Source organism: Burkholderia sp. Ed8 (assembly GCF_040761425.1).
GTDB classification, from domain to species: domain Bacteria; phylum Pseudomonadota; class Gammaproteobacteria; order Burkholderiales; family Burkholderiaceae; genus Burkholderia; species Burkholderia seminalis.
The window spans coordinates 2,275,427-2,300,253 of sequence record NZ_CP142885.1 but is presented as its reverse complement, the minus strand read 5'-3'; the positions used below and the strand labels follow the sequence as shown (position 1 = coordinate 2,300,253).

Here is a 24,827-nt window from a genome sequence, read left to right as displayed (position 1 = left end):
CCAGTTCAAAAACTCCGGAGAGGGGTTGTTTACTTCCTCGGCAAGCTGTTAACCTTGGGCATCAGAACAAGGGAAGTCCAAGGATGGAAGCGCCAATCATTGACGACGAACTGTGGATACTGATCGAACCATTGCTGCCACCTGCGAAGCTTCGCGCGAAGAGCGATCCTGGTCGTCCGCGCGTGTCCGATCGTGCGGCGCTCAACGGTATCCTGTTCGTGTTCAAAACGGGAATTCGTTGGAACCACTTGCCGACTCGTCTGGGCTTTGGCTCGGGCGCCACTTGCTGGCGGCGATTGAGCGGCTGGCAAAAGGCTGGTGTATGGGACCAACTGCACGAGTTGCTGCTCGACAAGTTGCGTGCGACCGGCCAAATCGATCTGTCATACGCTGCGGTCGATTCGTCGTCCGTGCGCGCCGTTGGGGCGGGCGAAAAACTGGCCCGAACCCCACGGATCGCGCGCGACCCGGTTCCAAGCACCACATCCTCGTAGACGCCAACGGCGTTCCTCTCGTTGCGATCCTGACTGGCGCGAACACCAACGACGTCACGCAGTTGCTGCCGCTCGTTGATGCGATCCCACCCATCCGCGGCGTTCGTGGCCGACCGCTTCAGAAGCCCGGCGTCGTCTACGCCGATCGCGGCTACGATTGCACCCGACATCGTCGCGCGTTGCGCGAACGCGGTATCAAGCCGGTGATCGCCAAGCGCCGGACCGAGCATGGCAGTGGTCTGGGCAAGTATCGTTGGGTGGTCGAACGTACGCATTCCTGGCTCCACAATTTCCGTCGCCTACGCACTCGCTTTGAGCGACGTGCCTACATTCACGAAGCATTCCTGAAACTTGGCTGCTCGCTCATCTGTTGGAACATCTTCCGACGAGCTGAGCAGGGTTTTTGAACTGGCCTCTAAGGAAAATGGCGCCGAGCGGCGTGAGCGGGCGGTTTCGCCCGCGGCCGGCATGTTACAGGATGCGCGTCAACGATTCGCCATCGTGACGTCCCGCTCGTCTCGCCCGGTCACCAGGCAACCGGACATGTAGGCCTCGCTCTGGCTGCCGGCGGCGGCCTCGCCGAAGCCGCGGCCGAGCGCGTCGGCCTTCACCTGCGCGGCGCCTTGCTCGCACGCGAGCGGGCTGGCGTCGCGGCCCTGTGCATGCAGGATCGCGCGATCGCCGATCAGATAGGCCAGCAGCGCGAATACGGCGATATGTACGGTTCGTCTCATGATTCGTCTCCTCGTCGCTGCAGCGTAACGCGGATACGTCTGACGAAGCACTTGGGGCTTCCCCCGGTAAACATCTGCTGAAAACGGCGGCGGGGGCGGTGTGATCCCGCCCTGTCTAACGTCGCCGCGCCGGCGCGCGGGTGATTCGCGCGAGTTTGACGAATGTCAGGGTGCGGACGGGCGGCGGCGGTTGCGCGGCCGCTCGAGGCGATAGCATGAACACATGATTTGACGGAATGCGATGGCGGATCAATGCCCCGGTTCCGGCAAGCAGGTGCATGTCGAATATCGCTGTCGAAATAGTGAGGAATCCAAATGCTTAACGTCTCTTCCGTCCTGCTCAGTCTCGCCCCGATGTGGGCCATCCTGCTGCTGGCGTCGTCCGCCGCCGCCTATTTCGTGTTCTGGCGCAAGGTCATCGACTGAACGCCGCTCGATGACAGGACGTGCGCGACGCACCGTGCGCGCACGTCCTCGCCGCGCGTTCGACGGCCGACGGCGCAAGCCCGCGGCCCGTCACGCGACCGGCGTCAAGGGCATCCCCGCGCCCGATGCCGGTCATTGCACGGCCGTCACCGGCACATTCGAAATCCGCACCAGCCGGCCCATCACGCTGCGGCGAAACACCGACATCAGCGCATGCAGCGGATCGTGCCGCGGCGCGACCACCACGATCTCGTCGCATCCGGTCTCGGCTGCCGCGGTTGCGATCGTGTCGGCCACCGGGCCGACCTTCATCACGACGGTGTATTTGACGCCGGCTTCCCGCAGGATCCGCTCCGCCGTCGCCAGATCGTCGGACGCGAACTTCTCCTCGATCGAGCGCAGCCGCGACAGCGGGTAATAGGCCTCGAGCCGCGTCGATTCGAGCGGCGCCTGCACGTTGATCAGCACGATCTCCGACGCGCACCGTTCGCGATACAGGAATGTCGCATGGCGAACCGCCTGCAGCGAGCGGGGCGAGTGACCGACCGGAACCAGCAGCTTGAGCATGAACGATGTCCAGGAAACGAGATGCTTCCAGCGTAGCGTGCGGCCGCGGCGGGCGATCTAAAGAGATCGGGCGGCCGCGTAAAAATGTCGTTAACGCGCGTCGTCGTGTGACGTGCCTAATTAGAAATATAAGAAATTTAAGTTTATGCGCATAAACGGTTTCACTGGCCGGGACCGTGTGCATGGCCCGACGCGCCACGCGCCGATTTAGTCGGATCCGCAATGAATCGCGACGGAAAATATCGGAGGTCGCCGATCCGGCGTCGCGTAGAGTAGAGCATCAGCCGCGGCGGCGGCCCCTTCCGGCCGGCCGGGAGCGACCGCCGCCTCGCGGCCCGCCATTCCATTGCGATTCCAGGAGACCCCGCATGCCGCACGGCGCCCCGCAGCTTCTCGCTCCCGCTTCCATTTCCGTCGATCCGATCGTGCGCCTGTCGGCCGGCGAGCTCGCCGCGGCGATCCGCAGCAAGGCGGTCTCGTGCGTCGAGACGATGCGTGCGTATCTCGATCACGTCGAGCGAGTGAACGGTGCGGTCAACGCGATCGTCGCGCTGCGCGAGCGCGATGCGTTGCTGACCGAAGCCGCGGAAAAGGATGCCGCACTGGCGCGCGGCGAGTACCACGGCTGGATGCACGGGATGCCGCAGGCGCCGAAGGATCTGGCGATGACGAAGGGGCTGCGGACGACCTACGGTTCGCCGATCTTCCGCGAGAACGTGCCGCAGGCCGATTCCGTCGGCGTCGCGCGGATGCGCGCGGCCGGCGCGATCTTCATCGGCAAGACCAACACGCCGGAGTTCGGGCTCGGCTCGCACACGTTCAACGAGGTCTATGGCGCCACGCGCAACCCGTACGACCTGACGAAGAGCGCGGGCGGCAGCAGCGGCGGCACGGCGGCGGCGCTCGCGGCGCGGATGCTGCCGGTCGCGGACGGCAGCGATTTCGGCGGTTCGCTGCGCAACCCGGCCGCGTTCTGCAACATCTACGGCTTGCGTCCGTCGCAGGGTCGCGTGCCGCGCTGGCCGGGCGTCGACGTATTCATCCAGCAGCTCGGCATCGAAGGGCCGATGGGCCGCACCGTCGGCGACGTCGCGCAGTTGCTTGCGATCCAGGCCGGCTACGACGCGAACGATCCGCTGTCGCTCGCGGAAGATCCGGCCGTGTTCGCGCGGCCGCTCGACGCCGACCTGCGGGGCAAGCGCATCGCGTGGGTCGGCGACTGGAACGGTTATCTCGCGACCGAGGCCGGCGTGCTTGCGCAGTGCGAGCAGGGGCTCGCGGTGCTGCGCGAGATCGGCTGCGACGTCGACGCCGCGTTGCCGGCGTTCGCCCCCGACCGCATCTGGCGCTTGTGGCTCGCGCACCGGCATCTGCTGTCCGGCGGCGGGCTGCTCGCGCACTATCGCGACCCGGCACGCCGCGCGCTGCTGAAGCCGGAGGCGATCTACGAAGTCGAGGGGCTGCTCGCGATGCAGGGCGCGGCGGTGTTCGACGCGAGCGTCGAGCGCACCGCGTGGCATCAGGCCGTGCTGAGCTTCTTCGAGCGCTACGATTTCATCGCGGCGCCGACCGCGCAGGTCTTCCCGTTCGACGTCGACCAGCGCTGGCCGAAGGAGATCGCCGGCCGTGCGATGGACACCTATCACCGCTGGATGGAGACGGTCGTGCCGTGGACGCTGGCCGGCTGCCCGGTGATCAACGTGCCGGTCGGCTTCAACGACGCGGGGCTGCCGATGGGCATGCAACTGATCGGGCGCCCGCGTGCCGATCTCGCGGTGCTGCAACTCGCGCGCGGCTACGAGCAGGCGGCCGACTGGGTGGGCCGGCGGCTGCCGGCGTGGATGGCCGCGTAATGGCGCGGCCGGCCGACGGCCGGTATCGGGGTGATGAAACGGGCGGCGGCGAGCCGCCCGTTTTGTTCCGACCGCCGAACGCGACGCCCGGCGGCGATGCGTGTTGCCCTGCTGCATGCAAGGCTTGACTCCGCCCGCATTGACGCAACGGAAGAACGAATGCCGGTGCGCGCGTGAGATCGAACGGCAAACGTGGACGAATCCGAGCAACGACGTCCACCGGTCGCGGAATGGCAAGCGGCTACGCACCGCGATTTCGTTTCGATGTGTTTCAGTCGTTGCGGTACGGCGCGACGCGCTTCGACAATATCGCCTCGACCATTCGGGCACGAGGGAAACACATGAAGCACATTCGCGCGACCGGCCGGTACCTGGCCTCGGCAGGCATCGCGTTCGGCATCCTGGCGAGCGGTGCCGCGCACGCACAACTCGACCTGCAATCGCTCGGCGCATCGCTGCTCGGCGGCGGGCAGCAGCAGGCGGCCCCCGCGCAGGGCGGCGGTGTCGCGCAGTTGCTGCAAGCCTATGTCGGCGCGAACCAGCAGGTGCTGACCGGCCAGTCGTCGCTCGCGTCGGCGATGGGGCTGACCGGTGCGGCCGGGCAGGCGCAGCAGGCCGCGAGTCAGCTGTCCGGCGGCAATGCGCTGACGCCGGCCGCGCTGTCGCAGATGGGCGGCGCGCAGCAATCGGTGTCGCAGGCGCTCGGCCAGGCGTTCGCGAGCGGCGGCGCGACGCACGGCCCGATCGACAAGCAGGCGTTCAGCAACGGCCTCGCGTCGCTCGGGCAGGGGCTCACGCAGTATTCGCAACTGCAGTCGGGGCTCGGCAATCTCGGTTCGACTAGCGCGGCGTCGCTGCTGCAGTCGGGCCTGAACCCGCAGAACATGCAGGCCGCGTCGTATATCGCGCAAAGCGCGCCGGGCCAGTTGCAGTCGCTCGCGGCGACGCTCAGCCAGGCCGTGCAGTTCGCGACGAGCCAGGGCATTTCGGTGCCGTCGGTCGCATCGTCCGCGCTGAAGCTGCTGCCGTAACGTCGTGCGGTTGCGGGTTCGGGTGCGGGCGTGGACGCATCGGCATCGGGTGCGGCGATGAACGATCGCCCCGCCCAACATGGGGATGTCGCACGATGCTATCGTGGCGTGTCCCTGTTATCGGTGTCGGTTCATGACTGATTCGTTCGACCTCTCGCGCTATTTTTCCCGCATCGGCTACGACGGCCCGGCCGAGCCGACGCTCGACGTGCTGCGCCGGCTGCATCTGCTGCATCCGCAGGCGATCCCGTTCGAAAACCTCAACCCGCTGACCGGCGCGCGGGTCGCGCTCGACCTGCCGTCGATCGTCGACAAGGTGATCGAACGCCGCCGCGGCGGCTACTGCTTCGAACTCAACAAGCTGTTCTACACCGCACTCGCGACGATCGGTTTTCGCGTGACGCCGCTGATCGCGCGCGTGCGCTGGATGCGGCCGCCGGAGGTGCCTGCCGCGCACACGCACATGCTGCTGCGCATCGACCTCGACGGCGCGGCGTGGCTCGCGGACATCGGTTTCGGCAGCGCGACGCTGACGGCGCCGCTGCGTTTCGTGCCCGACGAGCGGCAACCGACGCCGCACGGCGCGTTTCGTATCGTCGCCGCGCCGGTCGACGGTGAATTCGACGTGCAGCTCGAGACGCCGGACGGCTGGCAGACCACGTACCGCTTCCTGCCGAAGCCGGTCGAATGGATCGATTACGACGCCGCCAACTGGTTCACGTCGACCTATCCCGACTCCATCTTCCTGCATGACCTGATCGCGTGCCGCGTGCTGCCGGAAGGCCGCGCCGCGCTGCGCAACACCACGCTGACGCTGCGCGACGCAGCGGGCGCGGGGCGCGCCGTCACGTTCGACAACGCGGCGGAGTGGAGCGCGTGCCTGCGCGACACCATCGGCGTCAATACCGACGGATTCGATCTCGACGCGCTGTTTGCGCGGCTCGCGGCGCGTGCCGCCGCGCAATAACGCGAACGCACGATCGTCGCAGGGCGGCCCGTGCGCGGACCGCTTCCGGCTTTCATCGTCGATCCCGCCGCTTGCGCGATTGACATTTGCTAGATTGCTAGCATACTAGTATCCATGACCGACGAAGAAGTGAAGCAGTTCAACGTGTACCTGCCGCTCGGCCTGATCCGGCAGGTGAAGCATCGCGCCATCGAAACGGAGCAATCGCTGTCCGCGCTGGTGGCCGACGCATTGCGTGCGTATCTCGCCGCGCCGCCGCCCGGCGCGGAACCGTCCATCAAGGAGCCGTGACATGTCATCCGAGCGAATCGAAGCCGTGTACCTGACGACGCACAACTGGGGCAAGTCGGCGAAGTTCTTCCAGGCGCTGGGCTTCAGGCTGGAATTCGAAACCGATCACCAGTCGGGCCAGCTGCGCAGCGGCGACGGTCCGTTCCTGTTCATCGCCGAAGTGCCGCCGAGCGAGACGCCGGACATGCAGGTCGTGCTCAAGGTGCCCGACGAGCAGTCGGTGCGGCCGCAACCGATCGTCGACGTCGTCACGCCGTTCGAGGACACGCATTGGGGCACGCGCGACATGACCGTGCGCGACCCCGACGGCCGCGTGTGGCGCCTGCAGGCGCCGGGCAAGCAGGGTGCGTGAGGTCGGCATGACCGCTATCCGCGAAGACGCCCCCGACAGCACGGCCGCCCGCGTCGCGCTGTGGCGCGCGCTGCACGTGCGGCTCGACGCGCCACCGCACGTGCTGGCCGACGAGGTCGGGCTCCAGTTGCTCGCGCCGCCGCCGGGCTGGCAACAGCGCGGCGACATGGATCCGCAGTTCACGCGGCCGTTTCGTGCGTCGATCGTCGCGCGGGCGCGCTTCATCGAGGATCTCGTGACGGAGCAGGCCGCACGCGGCGTGAACCAGTACGTGATCCTGGGCGCGGGCCTCGACAGCTTCGCGCAGCGCCGGCCGGACATGGCGTCGCGCGTGACCGTGTTCGAAGTCGATCCGCCGGCGCCGCAGGCCTGGAAGCAGCGCCGTCTGGCCGAGCTCGGTTTCGGCGTGCCCGACTGGCTGCGTTTCGTGCCGGTCGATTTCGAGGCGAAAGCGTCGTGGCGCGACGCGCTCGTCGGCGCGGGGTTCGATGCCGGCAAGCCGGCCGTCGTGGTGTCGACCGGCGTCAGCATGTACCTGACGCGCGAGGCGAACGCGGCCGCGCTGCGCGAGGTCGCGTCGCTCGCGCCGGGCTCGACGCTCGCGATGACGTTCCTGTTGCCGCTGGAGAACGCCGATCCGGATGTGCGTCCGGCGCTCGACATGGCCGCGAAGGGCGCGCGCGCGAGCGGCACGCCGTTCATCAGCTTCTTCATGCCGGCGCAGATCCGGGCGCTCGCGCTGGAGGCCGGTTTTGCGAAGGCCGTGCATGTATCGGCCGCGGAGCTGACGCGCCGCTATTTCGCCGATCGCGCGGACGGCCTGCGGCCGCCGAACAACGCGGAAGAGCTGCTGGTCGCGACGGTCTGAACCGTCACGCGCGTTCGAGCACGGCCATTTCCCGCACGACCACGAGCAGCACCGCCAGGCTCGCGCCCCCCGACGCGCGCAGATCCGCCAGCAGGTGCGCGTAGCGCGCGAGCGCGGCGTCGCGGCGCTCGCGCCACGCGCCGACGATCGTCTCCGGCGTCGTCGAATCCGGTGATTCCGCGAGCGCGCTGGTCGTCAGCGTGCGCTTCAGGCGCGCGACTTCCGCGAGTGCGGCGGCGCGCGCGAGCATGTCCCAGTGCGTCGGCGTCGGCAGTGTCGCCGCTCGCTCGCTGATCCATCCGTAATTGAGCAGCGTGCCGAGCGAGAAATAGACGCCCGCGACGAGTTCGAGGCTGCGGTTGCAGGTGGCCGCCACCTCGGCGATGTCGAGCAGCGCGGCCGAAATATCGCCGCTCGCGACGCGCACCGCGAGCGCGCTGTCGACGCCGGCTTCGACCAGCACGCGCTGCCGCTCGGACAGCGCATCGAGATCGTCGGCCGGCAGCAGCGCCGGCAGTTGCGGGGCGAGCCGTTGCGCCGCGTCGCGGCAGCGGGCGATCAGTTCGGCGACGCCGCCGTCGGCCACCGCGCCGGATTGCAGATGCCGCAGGAACCACAGCGCCGCGCGCTCCAGCAGCCGCGCGACGTCGACGAACATGCGCGCCTGCACGTCGTCGGCCACGCGGTTGTCGAGCGCATCGATGTCGCGCCAGACCGCATCGAGATCGAACACGTCGCGCGCCATGATGCATGCACGCGCGATATCGCCCGGCTGCGCGTCGGTTTCCTCCATCAGCCGGTGCACGAACGCGCAGCCGACACGGTTCACGAGCGCATTGGTCAGGTGCGTCGCGAGAATCTCGCGGCGCAGCGGATGGCGGCCCATCGGTTCGCTGAAACGCTGCTGCAGCGGTTTCGGGAAGTAATCGACCAGCATCGCGGCGACGAGCGGGTCTTCGGGCACGTCGGATTCGAGCAGCGCGTCGTAGAGCCACATCTTGCTGTACGCGAGCAGCACCGCGCGCTCCGGCGACGTGAGGCCGAGCTTCGCGGCTTGCCGCTCGGCGATTTCGTCGTCGGTCGGCAGGAATTCGATCACGCGGTTCAACCGGCCCGCGCGTTCGAGCCAGCGCATCAGCCGCGCCTCCGCGTCGAGCAGCTCGACCGCATGGCGGCCGGCGATCGACAGCGCCTGCGTCTGGTAGTAGTTGTCGCGCAGCACGAGCAGCCCGACTTCGTCGGTCATTTCCGCGAGCAGCGCATTGCGCTGCTTCTCGGTCATCTCGCCGTCCGACACGACGAGCCCGAGCAGGATCTTGATGTTGACTTCGTGATCCGAACAATCGACGCCGGCCGAGTTGTCGATCGCATCGGTGTTGATGCGGCCGCCGCGCTGCGCGAACTCGATGCGGCCGAACTGCGTGCAGCCGAGGTTGCCGCCTTCGCCGACCACCTTGCAGCGCAGGTCCGCGCCGTTCACGCGCACCGCGTCGTTCGCGCGGTCGCCGACCTGCTGGTGGGTTTCGCGCGCGGCCTTCACGTAGGTGCCGATGCCGCCGTTGTACAGCAGGTCGACCGGCGCCTGCAGGATCGCGCGGATCAGCTCCGTCGGCGGCAGCGCATGCGCGTCGATGCCGAGCGCCGCCTGCACGGCCGGCGACAGCGGGATCGTCTTCGCGGTGCGCGGGTACACGCCGCCGCCCGGCGAAATCGCGGCCGGATCGTAGTCGGCCCAGCTCGAGCGTTCGAGCGCGAACAGGCGCGCGCGCTCCGCGAAGCTCGCCGCGGGATCGGGGTTCGGGTCGAGGAACACGTGCCGGTGATCGAACGCGGCGACGAGCCGGATATGCGGCGACAGCAGCATCCCGTTGCCGAACACGTCGCCCGACATGTCGCCGACGCCGACCACCGTGAAGTCGGTCGTCTGCGTATCGATGCCCATCTCGCGGAAGTGCCGCTTCACCGATTCCCACGCGCCGCGTGCGGTGATCGCCATCTTCTTGTGGTCGTAGCCGACCGAGCCGCCGGACGCGAACGCGTCGTCGAGCCAGAAGCCGTATTCGTGCGAGATCGCGTTCGCGTAGTCGGAGAAGGTGGCCGTGCCCTTGTCGGCGGCGACGACCAGGTACGGATCGTCGGCGTCATGGCGGACCACGCCGGGCGGCGGCACGATCGCGTTGCCGACGAGGTTGTCGGTCAGGTCGAGCAGCCCGCGCAGGAAGGTCTGGTAGCACGCGACGCCTTCGCGCATCCACGCTTCGCGATCGCTCGGCGGCGGCGGGTTCTTCACGACGAAGCCGCCTTTCGAGCCGACCGGCACGATCACGACGTTCTTCACCATCTGCGCCTTCATCAGCCCGAGCACTTCGGTGCGGAAATCCTCGCGGCGGTCCGACCAGCGCAGGCCGCCGCGCGCGACGCGCCCGCCGCGCAGGTGCACGCCCTCGACACGCGGCGAATACACCCAGATCTCGAACATCGGCTTCGGTTCGGGCAGGCCCGGTACCTTCGCCGGATTGAACTTGAACGACAGATACGGCTTCGACTCGCGGTTCGCATCGGCGAGGAAGTAGTTCGTGCGCTCGGTCGCGTTGATCACGCCGAGGAACTGGCGCAGGATGCGGTCCTCGTCGAGGTTCGGCACCTGGTCGAGCGCGCCTTCGATCGCTTTCAGCAGCCGTTCGGCCTGCACGTCGCGCGAATCGCCGGTGGCCGGGTCGAAGCGCAGCAGGAACAGCTCGACGAGCTGCCGCGCGATCGCCGGGTTGCCGGTCAGCGCGCGTTCGATATAGGCATCGCTGAACGTCGACCCGACCTGCCGCAGGTATTTCGCGTACGCCCGCAGGATCGTCACTTCGCGTGCGCTCAGGTGCGCGCGCAGCACGAGGCGGTTGAAGTCGTCGTTCTCGATCCGGCCGGTCCAGATCCGGTCGAACGCATCCTCGAACAGGCCTTTCACGCGCTCGATGTCGAACTCGGTATCGTCGGCGAGTTCGAGGCCGAAATCGTGCACCCATGCGTGCGTCGCGTCCTGCGTCTGGATCCGGTACGGCCGCTCCTCGTCGACGCGCACGCCGAGATGCTCGAGCATCGGCAGGCTGCGCGACAGCGCGATCGGGTCGCCCGCGCGATAGACCTTGAAGCGGAATGCACGCGGCTCGGCCTCGATCGGCCGGTACAGGTTCATCGCGAGCTGGCCGGTGTCCTTCACGCGCTCGATCAGCTCGATGTCGCGCACGGCCGTGCGGGCCGGGTAGTCGTCGCGATAGCCGGCCGGGAACGAATCGGCATAGCGCTGCAGCAGGCGGTTGCCTTGCTCTTCCCCGAAGGCGTCGAGCAGTGCATCGGCGAGATCGTCCTGCCAGCGGCGCGTGACCTGCACGAGCCGCGTTTCGAGCTCGCGTGTATCGACGTCGGGCATCGTGCCTGGTTCGGCATGCACGACGAAATGAATGCGCGCGAGCGCCGATTCCGACAGCAGCGGCGTGAATTCGACGTTCACGCCGTTGTACGCGTCGACAAGCAGCTTCGCGATGCGGCGGCGCAGGTCGGTGTTGTACTTGTCGCGCGGCACGAACACGAGGCACGACACGAAGCGGTCGAACCGGTCGCGCCGCACGAACAGCCGCGTGCGCTGGTGTTCCTGCAGGCGCAGGATGCCGAGCGCGATGTCGTAGAGCCGGTCTTCGTCGGCCTGGAACAGTTCGTCGCGCGGATAGGTTTCGAGCACCGTCACGAGCGACTTGCCGAGGTGCCCCTTCGGCAGGAAGCCCGCGCGCCGCACGATGTTCGCGCACTTGCGGCGCACGATCGGGATCTCGGTGTACGAACCGAAATAGGCGGTCGACGTGTAGAGCCCGATGAAGCGGCGCTCGCCGGTGACTTTCCCGTCCGCGCCGACGAGCTTCACGCCGACGTAGTCGAGATAGCCGGGCCGGTGCACGGTCGCGCGCGAGTTTGCCTTGGTCAGGAAGATCGGCCACGCGCCGGTGATGATGTCGGCGGCGGCGGGCGGCAGCGGCGTCACGTCGGGCGTGCCCGACGTGCGCAGCGATTCGCGCAGGATGCCGTAGCCCGAGCCCGCGATGCCGCGCAGGCCGAAGCCCGTGCCGTCCGAGACCAGCGCATAGTCGCGCTGGCCGAGGAAGGTGAAGTGATCGGCGGCCATCCATTCGAGGAACGCGCGCGCCTCGATGTCTTCCGCGGTCGATTCGCGCGCCTTCATTTCCTTGATCGTCGCCCGGGCGATGTCGACGATCTTCGGCCAGTCCTCGACCGACGCGCGCACGTCGCCGAGCACGCGCGCGATGTCCGCGCGCAGCGTGTCGAGCAGCGCGGCGTCGCCGCAGCGGTCGACTTCGAAATGGATGAACGACGCGAGTTGCGACTGGCCGTCGCCGGGCGTCGCGCCGCCCGCGTCGACACGCGCGATGCCGCCGTCGGCGCCGCGCCAGATGCGGAACACCGGGTGCAGCGCCGAGTGCAGGGCGAGCCCGAGGCGGTTGACGGCCATCGTGACCGAGTCGACGAGGAACGGCATGTCGTCGTTGACGATCTCGATCACCGTGTGATCGGAGTGCCAGCCGTGCTGTTCGAGGATCGGGTTGTACACGCGCAGCCGCTCGCTGCCGGGCACGAATTTCTGCGCGGTCTGCCAGTGCGCCATCGCGGCGCCGTACAGGTCGGCGATGCCGCGGCTCTGCAGATCGTCGGCGTCGACGAAATCGTAGTAGTGACGCAGGAAGGGTTCGACGATCCGGAAGGTGGCTTCGGGCAGGCGCCCGCGCGCGAATTCGACGACATCGGAGAGCAGGTGTGCGACGACTTCCTCGTTCTTCGCTTCCATGGCGGTCTCCTCGTCGGGTGGCCATTGGCTGCTGCGTCTGTCCGGCATTATGGCGCCGAATGCGTGACAAAGCGATGTGCGGGCGCACAACGCGGGGCGGCCCGAGGCGGCCGCAGCGTGTGAATCAACGCGGGGTGGGCGGTGCCGAAGCGGCGCCGCCGATGCTCAGCCCTCGTCGCTCCACAGCTTCCCGCCCGTCGCCCAGTTCTCCTTTCTCACGTCGGTCAGGATGATGTCGACCGAGCCCGGCGTGCAGCCGAGCGTCTCGCATGTGACGCGCGTGATGGCTTCGACGAATGCGCGCTTCTGGTCGACGCTGCGGCCTTCGAACAGCTGGATATTGAAAGTCGGCATGGCAATGCTCCGGTTGAGGTTGAACGATTCGGCAGGACGAGGATGAGGCACGCGGCATCAGTCGCGATACGACGGGTCGATCCGGTCGAGGCGGCGCAGCAGCGCCGGCCATTCCAGTTCGCCTTCGATCGCGCCGCCGTCGCGCAGTTGTTCGGCGGTGCGATTGGCGATGGCCGGGTCGGGCAGCACGAGCGGCCCGCCGCCTGCCTGCGCACGCACCTGGACGTCACAGGCCTTGATCAGCGTATCCATCAGCACATACGCTTCAGCCACGGTGCGGCCGACCGTCAGCGTGCCGTGATTGCGCAGCAGCATCGCGGATTTCGCGCCGAGGCTCGCGGTCAGCCGCACGCCTTCGGCCGGCGAGAACGCGAGCGCCTCGTAGTCGTGGTAGGCAAGGTCGCCGTGAAAGCGCAGCGCATGCTGCGACGCGGGCAGCAGCCCGTCGCGCTGGATCGACACGGCGATGCCGGCCGTATTGTGCAGATGCATCACGCAGACGGCGTCGGCGCGCGCGGCATGCACGGCCGCGTGCAGCGCGAAGCCCGTCACGTTGACCGCGTGCGCGCCGTCGCCGACCCGGTTGCCGGCCAGGTCGATCTTCACGAGGTTCGACGCGCGCACCTCGTCGAACGTCAGGCCGAACGGGTTGATCAGGAAGTGGCCGGGCTCGCCGGGCACGGTCGCCGACAGGTGCGTGTAGATCAGGTCGTCCCAGCCGTTCAGCGCGACCAGCCGGTACGCGGCGGCGAGATCGACGCGCATCCGGCGCTCGGCGTCCGAGACGGGGCCGCCGGGCTTCACGGCATCAGGACGGTGTGCGAATGACGACATCGGGTTCTCCGAGAGGGAAGCGGCGCGCGACGGCGACGGTTGCCCACGACGCGAGTGCGAACGGGGCCGTGAACGCGGGGACGCCCGCGCGCATCGCGAGCCACTGGATCAGCGCGGCGAGTGCGGCGGCGGCCAGTGCGGCGCGCGGGCCGCGCGACATCAGCGCGAGCGCGGCGAGCGCGCCGTTGAAGCCGAGCAGGCCGTCGGCCAACCAGGCGCCGTTCGCGCCGAGCGCGACCAGCAGCACGGTCGACACGCTCGCGCCGACGAGCGCGAACGCGGCCGCGCGGCGCGATGCGACGGCGAGGCCGGCGACGATCAATACGCCGGGCCAGACGCCTTGCGCGAAGGCGGTCTGCGCGACGCCCGACAGCAATGCGCCGGCAGCGGACGCAAGCGTCGGCACCGGGGCAGTCGCCGCGCCGGCGGCATGCTGCAGCGCGACAAACGGCAGCCACAGCGCGGTGACGGCGAGACAGGGGCTCGAATACGGACACAGGTGCAACCGGGCGAGGGGCCCGCGCGTCGCGCGCTGCACGAGCGCCGCGCCGATCGAGACCAGCGGCACCAGCGCGACGGCCGCAAGCTGACCGGGCGCGAACAGCACGGCGATCAGCGCCGCGAGCGCGCCGTTGAAGCCGTGTAGCCCCTGTTCGACGTCGCGGCGCTCGGCACCCGTCAGCACGGCGGTCATGCTGGCGGCGGCCGAACCGACCAGCGCCGCGCTCGCGAGCCGCAGGTCGGTCAGCGCCAGTGCGACGAGCAGCAGCGCGCCGGTGAACGCGTTCGCCTGCAGCACGATCTGCCCGATGCCGCGCAGCAGGGTACGCAGGTCGATCGACGGCGAGGCGGGGCGGGCGGTAGGCATGATGGTGGCGTAGCAGGACGAGCCGCGAGCATAGGACACAATCCCATGCACCGGAATAGGGAATTCTGGATAGTCAGGATTTGTCGCCGATGCACCGAGGTGGGGAATGAGGCGGAGCGACCCTGTCGTACCGGCGCTGCATGAACGTTTTTTTGATACGAAATCCGCGTGGTGGGCGAATGGCGGCCTTCGCTGGCGTTGCCGCCGGCGAATTCGTGCGACGATGCCCGGCATCGGGCAACCGGGAGGGGAAAAGATGCGTGAAGTGCGTTGGGCGTCGCTCGAAGGCGACGGGGTCGAACATCTGACGTTCGACCGGAGCGGCGGCGCGATCGTCGTCGAAAGCGCGGTGGTCGGCCAGCGGTACGGCCGCGCGTACGGGCTCGCGTATCGCGTCGAGTGCGATCCGCAATGGCGGGTGACCTACGCGGTGCTCAAGGTGATGGGCGGCGGCACGCTCGAGCTGCATGGCGATGGTGCCGGCCACTGGCGCGACGGCTCGGGCCGCGCACTGTCCGAGCTCGACGGTTGCGTCGACATCGACATCGCGGCGACGCCGTTCACGAATTCGCTGCCGATCGGCCGCCTGGGGCTCGCGCGCGGCGAGCGGCGGCCGATCGACGTCGCGTACATCTCGACGCCGGACCTGAAGGTCACGCCGGTCAAGCAGGCCTACGCATGCATCGAGCCGGGCCGGCGTTACCGCTACGAAGGGATCTTCCGGAATTTCACGGCCGAGATGGATATCGACGACGACGGCCTCGTCGGCGACTACGAGACGCTGTTCAGGCGCCTGCCGGCGCTTGCGGGCCGCTGAACCGCCGCGTTCGCGACCGACGGCCGCTCCTGCGCGGACGCGAAGCGGTCGATCCGCGACGCGATGATGTCGGGGTGGCGCAGCACGACCCAGTGGCTGCCGTCGATTTCCTCGCGCACGTGGTCGCCGAGCCAGCGGTCGAGGTCGACCGACATCTCGGGCGTCACGTAGCGGTCGCGCACCGGCACGAGGATCTGCACCGGCGCCTGCGCGTATCGTTCGCGCGGCTTGCGTGCCCGTGCGAGAAAATTCGCGCGGTACAGCTGCAGCCCGTTCAGCGCGTTCTTCAGTTGCACGGGATCGCGCTCGGCACGCACGCGCTCGGTCAGTTGCAGCCAGCGCGGCCACAGCGCCGCGCCGCCGAGCCGCCAGACGAGCGACGGCACGACCGGCAGATGGAAGAACGCGATGTACCACGACTTCAGGCTCTGCCTGAGCCGCATCTTCGCGCGGAACACGTGATCGAGGCACGGGCCCGAGATCGACGTGTACGACGCGATCCGGCCGCGGAACGCGGGATCGGTCACGGCCTCCCAGCACTGGATCGAGCCCCAGTCGTGGCCGACCAGATGGAACGGCCGGCCGCCGCAGGTCGCGTCGGCCACCGCCTTCAGATCGGCGGCGAGCCGCTCGAGCGTGTAGTCGGCGCGGCGGCGCGGCGCATCGGACGCGCCGGCGCCGCGCACGTCGTATGCGATCACGCGGTAGCGCTTCGCGAGCCGCGCGCGGATCGGCGCCCACACGGTGGCCGAGTCGGGGTAACCGTGCACGAGGATCAGCGGCGGCGCGCGACGCGACCCGCTGACGTAGACGGCGAGTTTCACGTCGCCGGACTGGACGGTCAGCATCTCGTGGGCGCGCGCCATGGCGTCATGCCTGCGGGACCGGGTGCAGCGGCACGCGGCGCGGGGCGGCTTGCGCCGCGTAGCGTGCGTTGGTCGCGTCGATGTTCTCGAGCAGCGAGTCGAGCCCCTGCAGGTACTGGTGGTTGTCGTGGTCCCACGGGTGGAAGCCCGGGCGGAAGTAGTCGAGCCATTCGCGCGCGATGCTCGGAAACACGCCGTGCTTCGGGCCGTACAGATACTTCACGAGGCGCCACATGCCGCCGAACTTGCCGTGTTCGCGACGGTGCGCGCGCATTAGCCGAACGTGGAAGTCGAACACGATTGTCCAGAAGAATACGGTGGTCGTCAGCATCGTGCCCGTGCGCAGCAGGTAGCTGCCGAGGCCCGGCTTCATCACGGTCTTCCACACGTCGTAGGACACCGCCTTGTGCTCGGTTTCCTCCATCGCATGCCACATCCACATCTGCTGGTAGCCTTCGACCGAGCCGTCGATCCGGTGCTCGTGGCCCGACAGCAGCTGGTTCGCGAGGATCGCCGTGTAGTGCTCGAGCGCGATCGTGATCGCGAGCTGCATCGAATGCGGCAGCACCTTCTTGAACCAGCCGAGGATCGTCCACAGGCGCTTGTCGAGCTTGTGCGCGGGCAGGCCGGACGCCTGCAGCAGGTCGTTGTATTCGATGTGCTCGCGCGTATGCATCGCTTCCTGGCCGATGAAGCCGAGCACCTGTTTCTTCAGCTCGGGATCCTCGATCCGGTCGCGGTAGTTGCGCACCGAATCCATGAAGAAACGCTCGCCGGCCGGGAACAGCAGCGACAGCGCATTCATGAAGTGCGTGACGGGCACGCCTTGAACGTGCCAGTCGCGTGCGCGTTCGGGCGGCAGCGCGAAACGGACGTCGCGCCGCACGGGCATCATGTTCGGGGTCGTCATGATTGTTCTCCTCCCTGATTGCCTGCATTGTTGTAGGTGGCGGCGTGCAGCGGCGCGGGCGCCGGCGTGCCGCGCGCGGCGTCGCGGCGGGCCCGCGCGGCCTCGCGGCGTGTCGCGAGCACAACGAGCGCCTGGTACGCGGCGGGCAGCACGCGGGCCATCCAGTCGCCGGCCTTCGCGTCGCGGCCGATCAGCACGCGGCGCTTGTTCTTGCGCACGCCGGCGAGGATCGTGCGCGCGGCGTCGTCGGCGGTCGTGATGAAGAACTTCTCGAACGTGTCGCGGCCTTGCTGCTCGCTCGCGACCATGAAGCCGACCATGTTCTTCGACACGCGGCTCGCCTGCGCGATGTTCGTGCGGATGCCGCCCGGATGCACGCAGGTCGCCGACACGCCGCACTTCATCATGTCGAGTTCCTGGCGCAGCGATTCGGTGAAGCCGCGCACCGCGAACTTCGTCGCGTTGTAGCCGCTCATGCCCGGCTGCGCGAAGATCCCGAACAGGCTCGACGTGTTGATCACGTGGCCGTCGCCCGATGCCTTCAGGTGCGGCAGGAATGCCTTCGTGCCGTGCACGACGCCCCAGAAATTGATGTTCACGATCCACTCGAGATCGCTGTATTCCATGCCCTCGATCGTGCTCGATAGCGCGACGCCCGCGTTGTTGAAGATCAGGTTGACCTTGCCATGTTCCTTCGCGGTGTCGTCGGCCCACGCGAACATCGCGTCGCGCTCGCCGACGTCCAGCACGCGCGTCGATACGCGCACGTTCGGCGCGATCGCGCGGACGATCCGTTCGGTTTCGGCGAGGCCGACGCCGTTCTTGTCGGCGAGCGACACGTGGCAGCCGGCCTGCGCGAGCTGGACCGCGAGCGCGCGGCCCATGCCCGAACCGGCACCCGTGATCGCGGCGACCTTGTTGGCGAAATCTCTCATGTCGGTGACTCCTTGTCTGGCTCAGGCCGCTTCGGCGGACGTGGAAGCGGCGGGCGCGGCGGCGGGCCGCGCGGCCGTGTCGTGTTGCGGTGCGCGATACGCGTGGTAATCGGCGATCGAGAAGTGCGCGGTCGCCTGGCGGAAGCGCCACGTGAAACCCGGCCACAGCGTCGTGTTCTTGCCGGTGCGCGGATCGAGATACCAGCTCTTGCAGCCGCCCGTCGACCAGATCGCCTTCTTCAGCTTGCCCTGCAGGTCGCTGTTGAACTGCGCCTCGACGAGCGGGCGCACCTCGATCGCCTCGGCGCGCTCGCGGCGCATCGCCTGCAGCGCGCCGAGGATATATTCGATCTGCGACTCGATCATGAACACCATCGAGTTGTGGCCGAGGCCGGTGTTCGGGCCGACGATCATGAAGAAGTTCGGGTAGCCGGGCAGCGTCGAGCCGAGATACGCATGCGCGCCGTCGCGCCATGCGTCGACGATGTCGAGCCCGCCGCGGCCGATGATCGCGCCGCGCGGATACGGATCGGCGACCTGGAAGCCGGTGCCGTAGATCAGGCAGTCGACTTCATGGCGGCGGCCGTCGGTCGTCACGACCGCGTCGGCTTCGATGTGGTCGATGCCGGTGGTGATCACGTCGACGTTCTTGCGCGACAGCGCCGGGTAGTAGTCGTTCGAGATCAGCACGCGCTTGCAGCCGAGCGTGTAGTTCGGCGTGACGGTCTTGCGCAGCTCGGGATCGGGGATCTGCTTGCGGATATGGCGCAGCGCGAGCTTCTGCACGTTCTTCATCAGCGACGGATGGATCGCGAAGCCGAGCACGCGGGATTCGAGCATCCAGTAGATGCCGCTGCGCACGGCCTTCTGCGTGAACGGCAGCGTGCGGAACAGCCATTTCTCGAAGCGGGTGAGGTTGCGGTCGGGCTTCGGCATGATCCACGGCGGCGTGCGCTGGAACAGCGCGAGCGTCTTCACGCGCGGCGCGATCTGCGGCACGAACTGGATCGCGCTCGCGCCGGTGCCGATCACCGCGACGCGCTTGCCTTCGAGCGCGTAGTCGTGATCCCACTGCTGCGAATGGAATGCGCGGCCCTGGAAATGCTCGACGCCGGGAATCGCCGGCAGCGCGGCGCGCGACAGGCCGCCCATCCCCGAGATCAGCACGCGCACGGACAGCCGCTTGCCGTTCGCGAACGTGAGGCGCCAGCGTTGCGCGGCCTCGTCGTATTCGGCGCGCTGCAGCTCGTGGTTCATGCGCAGGTGCGGGCCGACGCCGAAACGCTGCACGCAGTCTTCGAGATACGCGCGGATCTCCGGCTGCGGCGCGAACATGCGCGTCCAGCGCGGGTTCGGCGCGAACGAGAACGAATAGACGTGCGATTGCACGTCGCATGCACACCCGGGGTAATGATTGTCGCGCCACGTGCCGCCGACCGACGCGGCCTTCTCGAGGACGACGAAGTCGGTCACGCCTGTTTGCCGCAGGCGGATCGCCATCCCGAGGCCGGCGAAGCCGGTGCCGATGATGGCGATGTCGATGGTTTCGTCCTGGCCGTCGTGGCCGGGTGGACCGAAAGGCAACGTGCGAGCATTCATCCGGGTGTCTCCGATTTGGCTCATTTTTGAATGTTACATTGTTTGATGTAACGATAGTGGGTGAACCCGGAAACCGCAAGAGGCTAGAAGCGGCGCTCTAAGGGCCGGAAGCCAGGCGGGAAAAGGCTGAGCGCGGTTTGGAACGGTTCGTTTTCCGCGCCGCGGGATCGGCGGAAAGGGCCGTCGACAGGACGAGACCGGCGATGGACGAGACCGCCGGCGCGCGGCGGCCTGTTTGAAACAGTATCAGGGACGGATCGGGCGGGCGGTCGTCTCATGGAAAACCCCGGCCACGATCGTGACCTGCGCGAGCGCGTAGAGGCTCCAGATCAAGTAGTCGATACCCGGAAAACCGCCGAGGAACCGGCCGACGCCGATCAGCGTATCGGAGCCGACGAAGATCAGGCTGCCGATCGCGACGAGCGCGCCGTGCGTGCGGGCGGCGAGCGCGAAGCTCGCCATCACGCACAGCACCAGCATGTAGACGGCCACCGGCGCGAGCAGCGCGCCGAGATGCGGGAAGAACGCCGCGTAGAACGCCGGCGCGGCGATCCACAGGCCGATCAGCGCGACGATGCGCCAGCCGTGCGGCCGCGCGCGCCAGCGAAAGAAGATCGCGCAGTAGCACACGTGCGTGAGCAGGAAGGACCCGAGGCCGAGGACGAACGACAGCGGCCAGTCGGGCAGCGCGAGCAGGACGTCGCCGAGTACGGCGGTCGCGAGCGCCGCGCACAGCCACGCGCGTTCGCGCGGCGCGCCGCAGGTGCCGCCGGCCGCGAGCAGCAGGATGCCCATCGCGGCCTTCGCGGCGGCCTGGCCCGGATAGGGCGCGGCGGCGAGCGACAGCCCGTACAGCAGCGCGGCGGCGATGGCGAGCGGCCAGAGCCGGCGGTAGGTGGCGGGAAGCGTGGCGAGCAAGGCGGGGGTCTCCGGTGTGTCGTGGTCCGCGGTGGACGGCGCGCCGACGAGGGCGCGGCTGCCGGCCATTATCCGGAAGAATGCGCGGGCGAAAACCGGCGAATCCTTCTAGGAATCGATGGCGGCCGGCGGCGATGCCGCCGCCGGATTTCTCGGCGCGTTGCCCCGGTTGAACCGGGGCAACGACTTCAATTCGGCTTGTTATGATCGCCGCGGTATTGCCGTTGTCGCTGTTCCGCCCGGCCGCGCGACTGGCTGCGCAGCCGGTGCGTGCCCGATGAATCCCTGCCGTGCCCGACCCGTGCGCTCACAGGGAGCAGGGCGGCGCCGGCTCCCCACGAAAACAGGTCCGACCCATGACCGAACTTCTCCACGGCGACGGCGCGATCCGTCGCACGACGCCGTACGGCTCCTCGATCGAAAACACCTATGCGGGCGTGCTGTCGTTCATGCGCCGCAACTATTCGCGCACGCTCGACGGCGTCGACGTCGCGATTTCCGGCGTGCCGCTCGATCTCGCGACGACCTATCGGTCGGGCGCGCGGCTCGGGCCGGCCGCGATCCGCGCGGCGAGCGTGCAGTTGGCCGAGCTCAATCCGTATCCGTGGGGCTTCGATCCGTTCGACGATCTCGCGGCCGTCGACTACGGCGACTGCTGGTTCGACGCGCACAACCCGCTGTCGATCAAGCCCGCGATCATCGAGCATGCGCGCACGATCCTGCGGTCCGGCGCGAAGATGCTGACGTTCGGCGGCGACCACTACATCACGTATCCGCTGCTGGTTGCACATGCGGAGCGCTACGGCAAACCGCTGTCGCTGATCCATTTCGACGCGCATTGCGATACGTGGGCCGACGACGAGCCGGACAGCCTCAATCACGGGACGATGTTCTACAAGGCCGTGAAGGAAGGGCTGATCGATCCGGCGACATCGGTGCAGGTCGGGATCCGTACGTGGAACGACGATTTTCTCGGGATCGAGCGGCTCGATGCCGCGTGGGTGCATGACCATGGTTCGCGTGCGGCGGTCGAGCGGATCGTCGACATCGTCGGGTCGCGGCCCGCGTATCTGACGTTCGATATCGACTGTCTCGATCCGGCGTTCGCGCCCGGGACGGGGACGCCGGTCGCGGGCGGGTTGTCGTCCGCGCAGGCGCTGGCGATCGTGCGCGGGCTGGGGGCGGTGAATCTGATTGGCGCTGATGTGGTGGAGGTCGCGCCTGCGTACGATCACGCGGACATCACCGCGATCGCGGCCGCGCATGTCGCGTGCGATCTGCTGTGTCTGTGGCGGCAGAAGAAGGTGGCGGGCGCGGGGAAGTAGGAGAGCGGGGGCATGCCGCCGGCGCGTCGTGTGCGCCGTCGGCATGCGCTTTCGGTCCTACAGGAACAAGCGATAGGCGAGATTGTCGCCTTCCTCGATGGACGGATAGCCAAGCGTCGACAGGAAGTGATCGAATGCCGCGCGGTCCGCTTCCGGCACCTGGATGCCGACGAGGATCGAGCTGTAGTCCGCGCCCTGGTTGCGGTAGTGGAACAGGCTGATGTTCCAGTCCGGCGCCATCGACGACAGGAACTTCATCAGCGCGCCCGGCCGCTCGGGGAATTCGAAGCGGAACAGGCGTTCGTCGAGCGCGAGCGGCGAGCGGCCGCCGACCATGTAGCGGATGTGTTCCTTCGACAGTTCGTCGTGCGTCAGGTCGACGCTCTTGAAGCCGTGCGACTCGAAGTTCGCGGCGATCTCCGCCGATTCGCCGCGGCGCTTGATCTGCACGCCGACGAAGATGTGCGCGGATTGCGCATCGGCGATCCGGTAGTTGAACTCGGTGACGTTGCGGTCGCCGACGAGCGAACAGAAGCGCCTGAAGCTGCCGCGCTCCTCGGGGATCGTGACCGCGAACACCGCTTCGCGCGCCTCGCCGACCTCCGCGCGCTCGGCGACGAAGCGCATCCGGTCGAAGTTCATGTTCGCGCCGGAGGTGACCGCGACGAGCGTCTGGTTCTCGACGCCTTCGCGTTCCGCGTACAGCTTCGCGCCGGCCACCGCGAGCGCGCCGGACGGTTCGAGCACGCTGCGCGTGTCCTGGAACACGTCCTTGATCGCCGCGCACAGCGCGTCGGTGTTGACCGTCACGACGCCGTCGAGGAATGCGCGGCACAGCCGGAAGGTTTCCTCGCCGACGAGCTTCACCGCGGTGCCGTCGGCGAACAGGCCGACCTCGCTGAGCTCGATGCGCTCGCCGGCGTCCAGCGACTGCGCCATCGCGCACGAATCCTCGGCCTGCACGCCGATGACCTTGATCTCCGGGCGCACGGCCTTCACGTACGCGGCGACGCCGGACGCGAGCCCGCCGCCGCCGATCGGCACGAAGATCGCGTGGATCGGGCCCTGGTGCTGGCGCAGGATCTCCATCGCGATGGTGCCCTGGCCGGCGATCACGTACGGATCGTCGAACGGGTGGACGAACGTGAGGTCGCGTTCCTGCTGCACCTTGACCGCGTGCGCATAGGCATCGCTGTACGATTCGCCCGCCTGGATCACCTCGACGCTCGGGCCGCCGTGCGCGCGTACGGCATCGACCTTCACCTGCGGGGTCGTGACCGGCACGACGATCACGGCCTTGATGCCCATCCGGGCCGCCGAGAACGCGACGCCCTGCGCGTGGTTGCCGGCCGACGCCGTAATCACGCCGCGCGCGAGCGCGTCCGCCGGAATGTGCGCCATCTTGTTGTACGCGCCGCGCAGCTTGAACGAGAACACCGGCTGGTTGTCCTCGCGCTTCAGGTAAACGGTGTTGTGCAAGCGGGCCGACAGATTGCGGGCCGGCTGGAGTTCGGTCTCGCGTGCGACGTCGTACACACGGGCCGTGAGAATTTTCTTGACGTAGTCGATCGGTGGTCGGGCCTGCTTGACAGGTGCGACGCAGGCGTCGGGCGAGCTGCGATACAAAGACACGGTCATTTCCTTTCGAGGGCGGGTTTGACATGCCCTGGGCGGAAATGAAAAACCCGCCTCAGGGGCGGGTTGTCGTCATTGAGCCGGATGCGCGCTAACCCACCATTCGAAGAATGGTGCGAATAATCAGCGCGATGGCGAATGCTCGGTGGCTCATGTCTTGAAGCATCAACCATTGCAGTGGCAGTTGTCAACCGTACGGAGCGAATGGGTGCCTGGGCCGATCGCCGACACTTCGCGCCGCGGTGCGCGCGTTACTTCGCCGCCAGCGCGCTCGCCACGCTTTTGTCGGTCCACGCGTTCTCTGGCACGCTCAGCTTCTGCGGAATCAGCTTTGCCGCATAAAACGCATCGGCCACCCCTTGCTGGACCGCGACGATCTTCTCGTCGACCGGCACCGCACCGAACGGCACGCGCTTGATCCACGTCTCGACGAGCGGCAGCGGCAGGCCGACCTTCGGCGCGATCAGCGCGGCGGTCTCCGACGGATGCCCATTGACCCACAGGCCCGTTTCGCGCACCTGCTTCAGGATCGCGCCGACCACGTCCGCATGCCGTTGCGCGAAATCGCGCGTTGCTTCGTAGAAGTTGTTCGCCGGCGTCAGACCCGTGTAATCGGACAGCGTGCGAATCTTCAGCGAATTCTGCGCGGCCGCGTAGTACGGATCCCAGACTGCCCATGCATCGACGTTGCCGCTCTCGAACGCGGCGCGCGCGTCGGCCGGCGGCAGGTACACCGGGCGAATTTCGTCGTAGCGCACGCCGGCCTTCTTCAGCGCCTCGAGCAACAGGTAGTTCGCGCTCGAACCCTTCTGCAGCGCGACCTTCTTGCCGCGCAGGTCGCCGAGCGAACGGATCGGCGAATCGGCCTTCACGAATACCGCCTCGTTGTGCGGCGACGGCGGCTCCGCGCCGACGTACACGAAGCGCACGCCGGCCGCCTGCGCGAACACGGGCGGCGGCGCGCCGGTGTAGCCGAAATCGATGCTGTTCGCATTCAGCGCCTCGAGCAGTTGCGGGCCGGCCGGGAATTCGAACCATTGAACGTCGTAGCCGAGCGGCTTGAGGCGCGATTCGAGCGCGCCCTGCGCCTTGACGACCGACAACAGGCCGGCCTTCTGATAGCCGATGCGCACGACCTTGTCGGCGGCGCCTTGGGCGAAGCTGGACGTCGCGGCAAGCGCGACGAGTGTGACGGCGGCGGTGCGGGTGATCCAGCGGGTGAAACGAATCATCGAACGGACTCCATGCGAAACGTCTTCGGGGAGCGGCCGGTGCCGCTCGGTTGGAAGAATCGTCGCATGGGCGTTCGTGCCCGCAAACGAAGCATTGCCGATATG

The 24,827-nt window shown here is 67.9% G+C and carries 22 protein-coding genes; 9 read left to right on the top strand and 13 right to left on the bottom strand.

From position 1 onward, the window contains the following. Window positions 1–83: 83 nt before the first annotated feature. Window positions 84–901 (top strand): IS5 family transposase gene (locus VXM69_RS10465; protein ID WP_175908046.1). Its coding sequence is split into 2 segments (ribosomal slippage): window positions 84–432 and window positions 432–901, totalling 819 coding nucleotides; the frame shifts between segments, so codons are not numbered across the junction. 78 nt (window positions 902–979) lie between these two features. Here the strand turns inward: VXM69_RS10465 and VXM69_RS10460 are convergent. Continuing rightward, on the bottom strand, window positions 980–1,228 hold the full coding sequence (locus tag VXM69_RS10460; protein WP_034189881.1) for a hypothetical protein: 249 nt from the start codon (window positions 1,226–1,228) through the stop codon (window positions 980–982). 558 nt (window positions 1,229–1,786) lie between these two features. Continuing rightward, complete coding sequence (locus VXM69_RS10455) at window positions 1,787–2,221, bottom strand: universal stress protein (RefSeq protein WP_034189880.1); 435 nt, start codon at window positions 2,219–2,221, stop codon at window positions 1,787–1,789. A 368-nt stretch (window positions 2,222–2,589) separates the two neighbouring features. Here VXM69_RS10455 and VXM69_RS10450 point away from each other — a divergent pair, with 368 nt between their 5' ends. The 6 genes from VXM69_RS10450 to VXM69_RS10425 all read left to right on the top strand — a co-directional run bounded on the left by VXM69_RS10450 (window position 2,590) and on the right by VXM69_RS10425 (window position 7,583). After that, window positions 2,590–4,074: an amidase gene (locus VXM69_RS10450; RefSeq protein WP_034189879.1), complete on the top strand. Its 1,485-nt coding sequence runs from the start codon at window positions 2,590–2,592 to the stop codon at window positions 4,072–4,074. A 341-nt stretch (window positions 4,075–4,415) separates the two neighbouring features. After that, window positions 4,416–5,105: a hypothetical protein gene (locus tag VXM69_RS10445; protein ID WP_049030883.1), complete on the top strand. Its 690-nt coding sequence runs from the start codon at window positions 4,416–4,418 to the stop codon at window positions 5,103–5,105. A gap of 133 nt (window positions 5,106–5,238) precedes the next feature. Next, on the top strand, window positions 5,239–6,072 hold the full coding sequence (locus tag VXM69_RS10440) for an arylamine N-acetyltransferase (RefSeq protein ID WP_124671094.1): 834 nt from the start codon (window positions 5,239–5,241) through the stop codon (window positions 6,070–6,072). Between the two features lie 114 nt (window positions 6,073–6,186). Further along, window positions 6,187–6,363, top strand: coding sequence for a ribbon-helix-helix protein, CopG family (locus VXM69_RS10435; protein WP_034189876.1), 177 nt, complete (start codon window positions 6,187–6,189; stop codon window positions 6,361–6,363). 1 nt (window position 6,364) lies between these two features. Further along, entirely contained in the window at window positions 6,365–6,715 is a 351-nt protein-coding gene (locus tag VXM69_RS10430; RefSeq protein ID WP_034189875.1) for a glyoxalase/bleomycin resistance/extradiol dioxygenase family protein, read from the top strand. A 7-nt stretch (window positions 6,716–6,722) separates the two neighbouring features. Next, window positions 6,723–7,583, top strand: a complete 861-nt coding sequence (locus VXM69_RS10425; RefSeq protein ID WP_059557602.1) for a class I SAM-dependent methyltransferase — start codon at window positions 6,723–6,725, stop codon at window positions 7,581–7,583. A 4-nt stretch (window positions 7,584–7,587) separates the two neighbouring features. On the opposite strand, the gene VXM69_RS10420 is transcribed toward VXM69_RS10425, so the two are convergent. The 4 genes from VXM69_RS10420 to VXM69_RS10405 form a co-directional block, all read right to left on the bottom strand. Continuing rightward, entirely contained in the window at window positions 7,588–12,429 is a 4,842-nt protein-coding gene (locus VXM69_RS10420; protein WP_367188556.1) for an NAD-glutamate dehydrogenase, read from the bottom strand. A 165-nt stretch (window positions 12,430–12,594) separates the two neighbouring features. Next, the gene (locus tag VXM69_RS10415) at window positions 12,595–12,783 is read right to left on the bottom strand and encodes a 4-oxalocrotonate tautomerase (protein ID WP_124610038.1); all 189 of its coding nucleotides are present in this window, start codon (window positions 12,781–12,783) and stop codon (window positions 12,595–12,597) included. A gap of 57 nt (window positions 12,784–12,840) precedes the next feature. Further along, the gene (locus VXM69_RS10410) at window positions 12,841–13,617 is read right to left on the bottom strand and encodes a class II aldolase/adducin family protein (RefSeq protein ID WP_367188555.1); all 777 of its coding nucleotides are present in this window, start codon (window positions 13,615–13,617) and stop codon (window positions 12,841–12,843) included. Continuing rightward, on the bottom strand, window positions 13,592–14,485 hold the full coding sequence (locus VXM69_RS10405; RefSeq protein WP_226253200.1) for an urea transporter: 894 nt from the start codon (window positions 14,483–14,485) through the stop codon (window positions 13,592–13,594). The genes VXM69_RS10410 and VXM69_RS10405 overlap by 26 nt, the downstream gene beginning before the upstream one ends. A 256-nt stretch (window positions 14,486–14,741) precedes the next feature. Here VXM69_RS10405 and VXM69_RS10400 point away from each other — a divergent pair, with 256 nt between their 5' ends. Continuing rightward, window positions 14,742–15,302 (top strand): putative glycolipid-binding domain-containing protein, encoded by a 561-nt coding sequence (locus VXM69_RS10400; protein ID WP_367188554.1) that lies wholly within the window; start codon window positions 14,742–14,744, stop codon window positions 15,300–15,302. On the opposite strand, the gene VXM69_RS10395 is transcribed toward VXM69_RS10400, so the two are convergent. From VXM69_RS10395 to VXM69_RS10375, 5 genes are all read right to left on the bottom strand, one after another. Next, the gene (locus VXM69_RS10395) at window positions 15,257–16,168 is read right to left on the bottom strand and encodes an alpha/beta fold hydrolase (protein ID WP_367188553.1); all 912 of its coding nucleotides are present in this window, start codon (window positions 16,166–16,168) and stop codon (window positions 15,257–15,259) included. The two genes, VXM69_RS10400 and VXM69_RS10395, sit on opposite strands and share 46 nt — an antisense overlap. Window positions 16,169–16,172: 4 nt before the next feature. Further along, window positions 16,173–17,078, bottom strand: a complete 906-nt coding sequence (locus tag VXM69_RS10390) for a metal-dependent hydrolase (protein WP_034189867.1) — start codon at window positions 17,076–17,078, stop codon at window positions 16,173–16,175. Then, window positions 17,075–18,013, bottom strand: a complete 939-nt coding sequence (locus VXM69_RS10385; protein WP_200088559.1) for an SDR family oxidoreductase — start codon at window positions 18,011–18,013, stop codon at window positions 17,075–17,077. Before VXM69_RS10385 ends, VXM69_RS10390 begins: the two co-directional genes overlap by 4 nt. Before the next feature lie 21 nt (window positions 18,014–18,034). After that, on the bottom strand, window positions 18,035–19,612 hold the full coding sequence (locus VXM69_RS10380; protein ID WP_367188552.1) for a flavin-containing monooxygenase: 1,578 nt from the start codon (window positions 19,610–19,612) through the stop codon (window positions 18,035–18,037). Window positions 19,613–19,858: 246 nt separating this feature from the next. After that, window positions 19,859–20,530 carry a lysoplasmalogenase gene (locus tag VXM69_RS10375; protein WP_367188551.1) on the bottom strand — a complete coding sequence of 224 codons (672 nt, stop codon included), beginning with the start codon at window positions 20,528–20,530 and terminating at the stop codon, window positions 19,859–19,861. Between the two features lie 356 nt (window positions 20,531–20,886). Between VXM69_RS10375 and speB the strand changes: the two genes are divergently transcribed. After that, window positions 20,887–21,855, top strand: coding sequence for an agmatinase (speB, locus tag VXM69_RS10370; protein ID WP_175904016.1), 969 nt, complete (start codon window positions 20,887–20,889; stop codon window positions 21,853–21,855). Between the two features lie 57 nt (window positions 21,856–21,912). Here speB and ilvA read toward each other — a convergent pair whose 3' ends face one another. Further along, window positions 21,913–23,493, bottom strand: a complete 1,581-nt coding sequence (gene ilvA, locus VXM69_RS10365; RefSeq protein WP_367188550.1) for a threonine ammonia-lyase, biosynthetic — start codon at window positions 23,491–23,493, stop codon at window positions 21,913–21,915. A 248-nt stretch (window positions 23,494–23,741) separates the two neighbouring features. Continuing rightward, the gene (locus VXM69_RS10360; protein ID WP_367188549.1) at window positions 23,742–24,722 is read right to left on the bottom strand and encodes a sulfonate ABC transporter substrate-binding protein; all 981 of its coding nucleotides are present in this window, start codon (window positions 24,720–24,722) and stop codon (window positions 23,742–23,744) included. Between the last annotated feature and the right edge of the window lie 105 nt (window positions 24,723–24,827).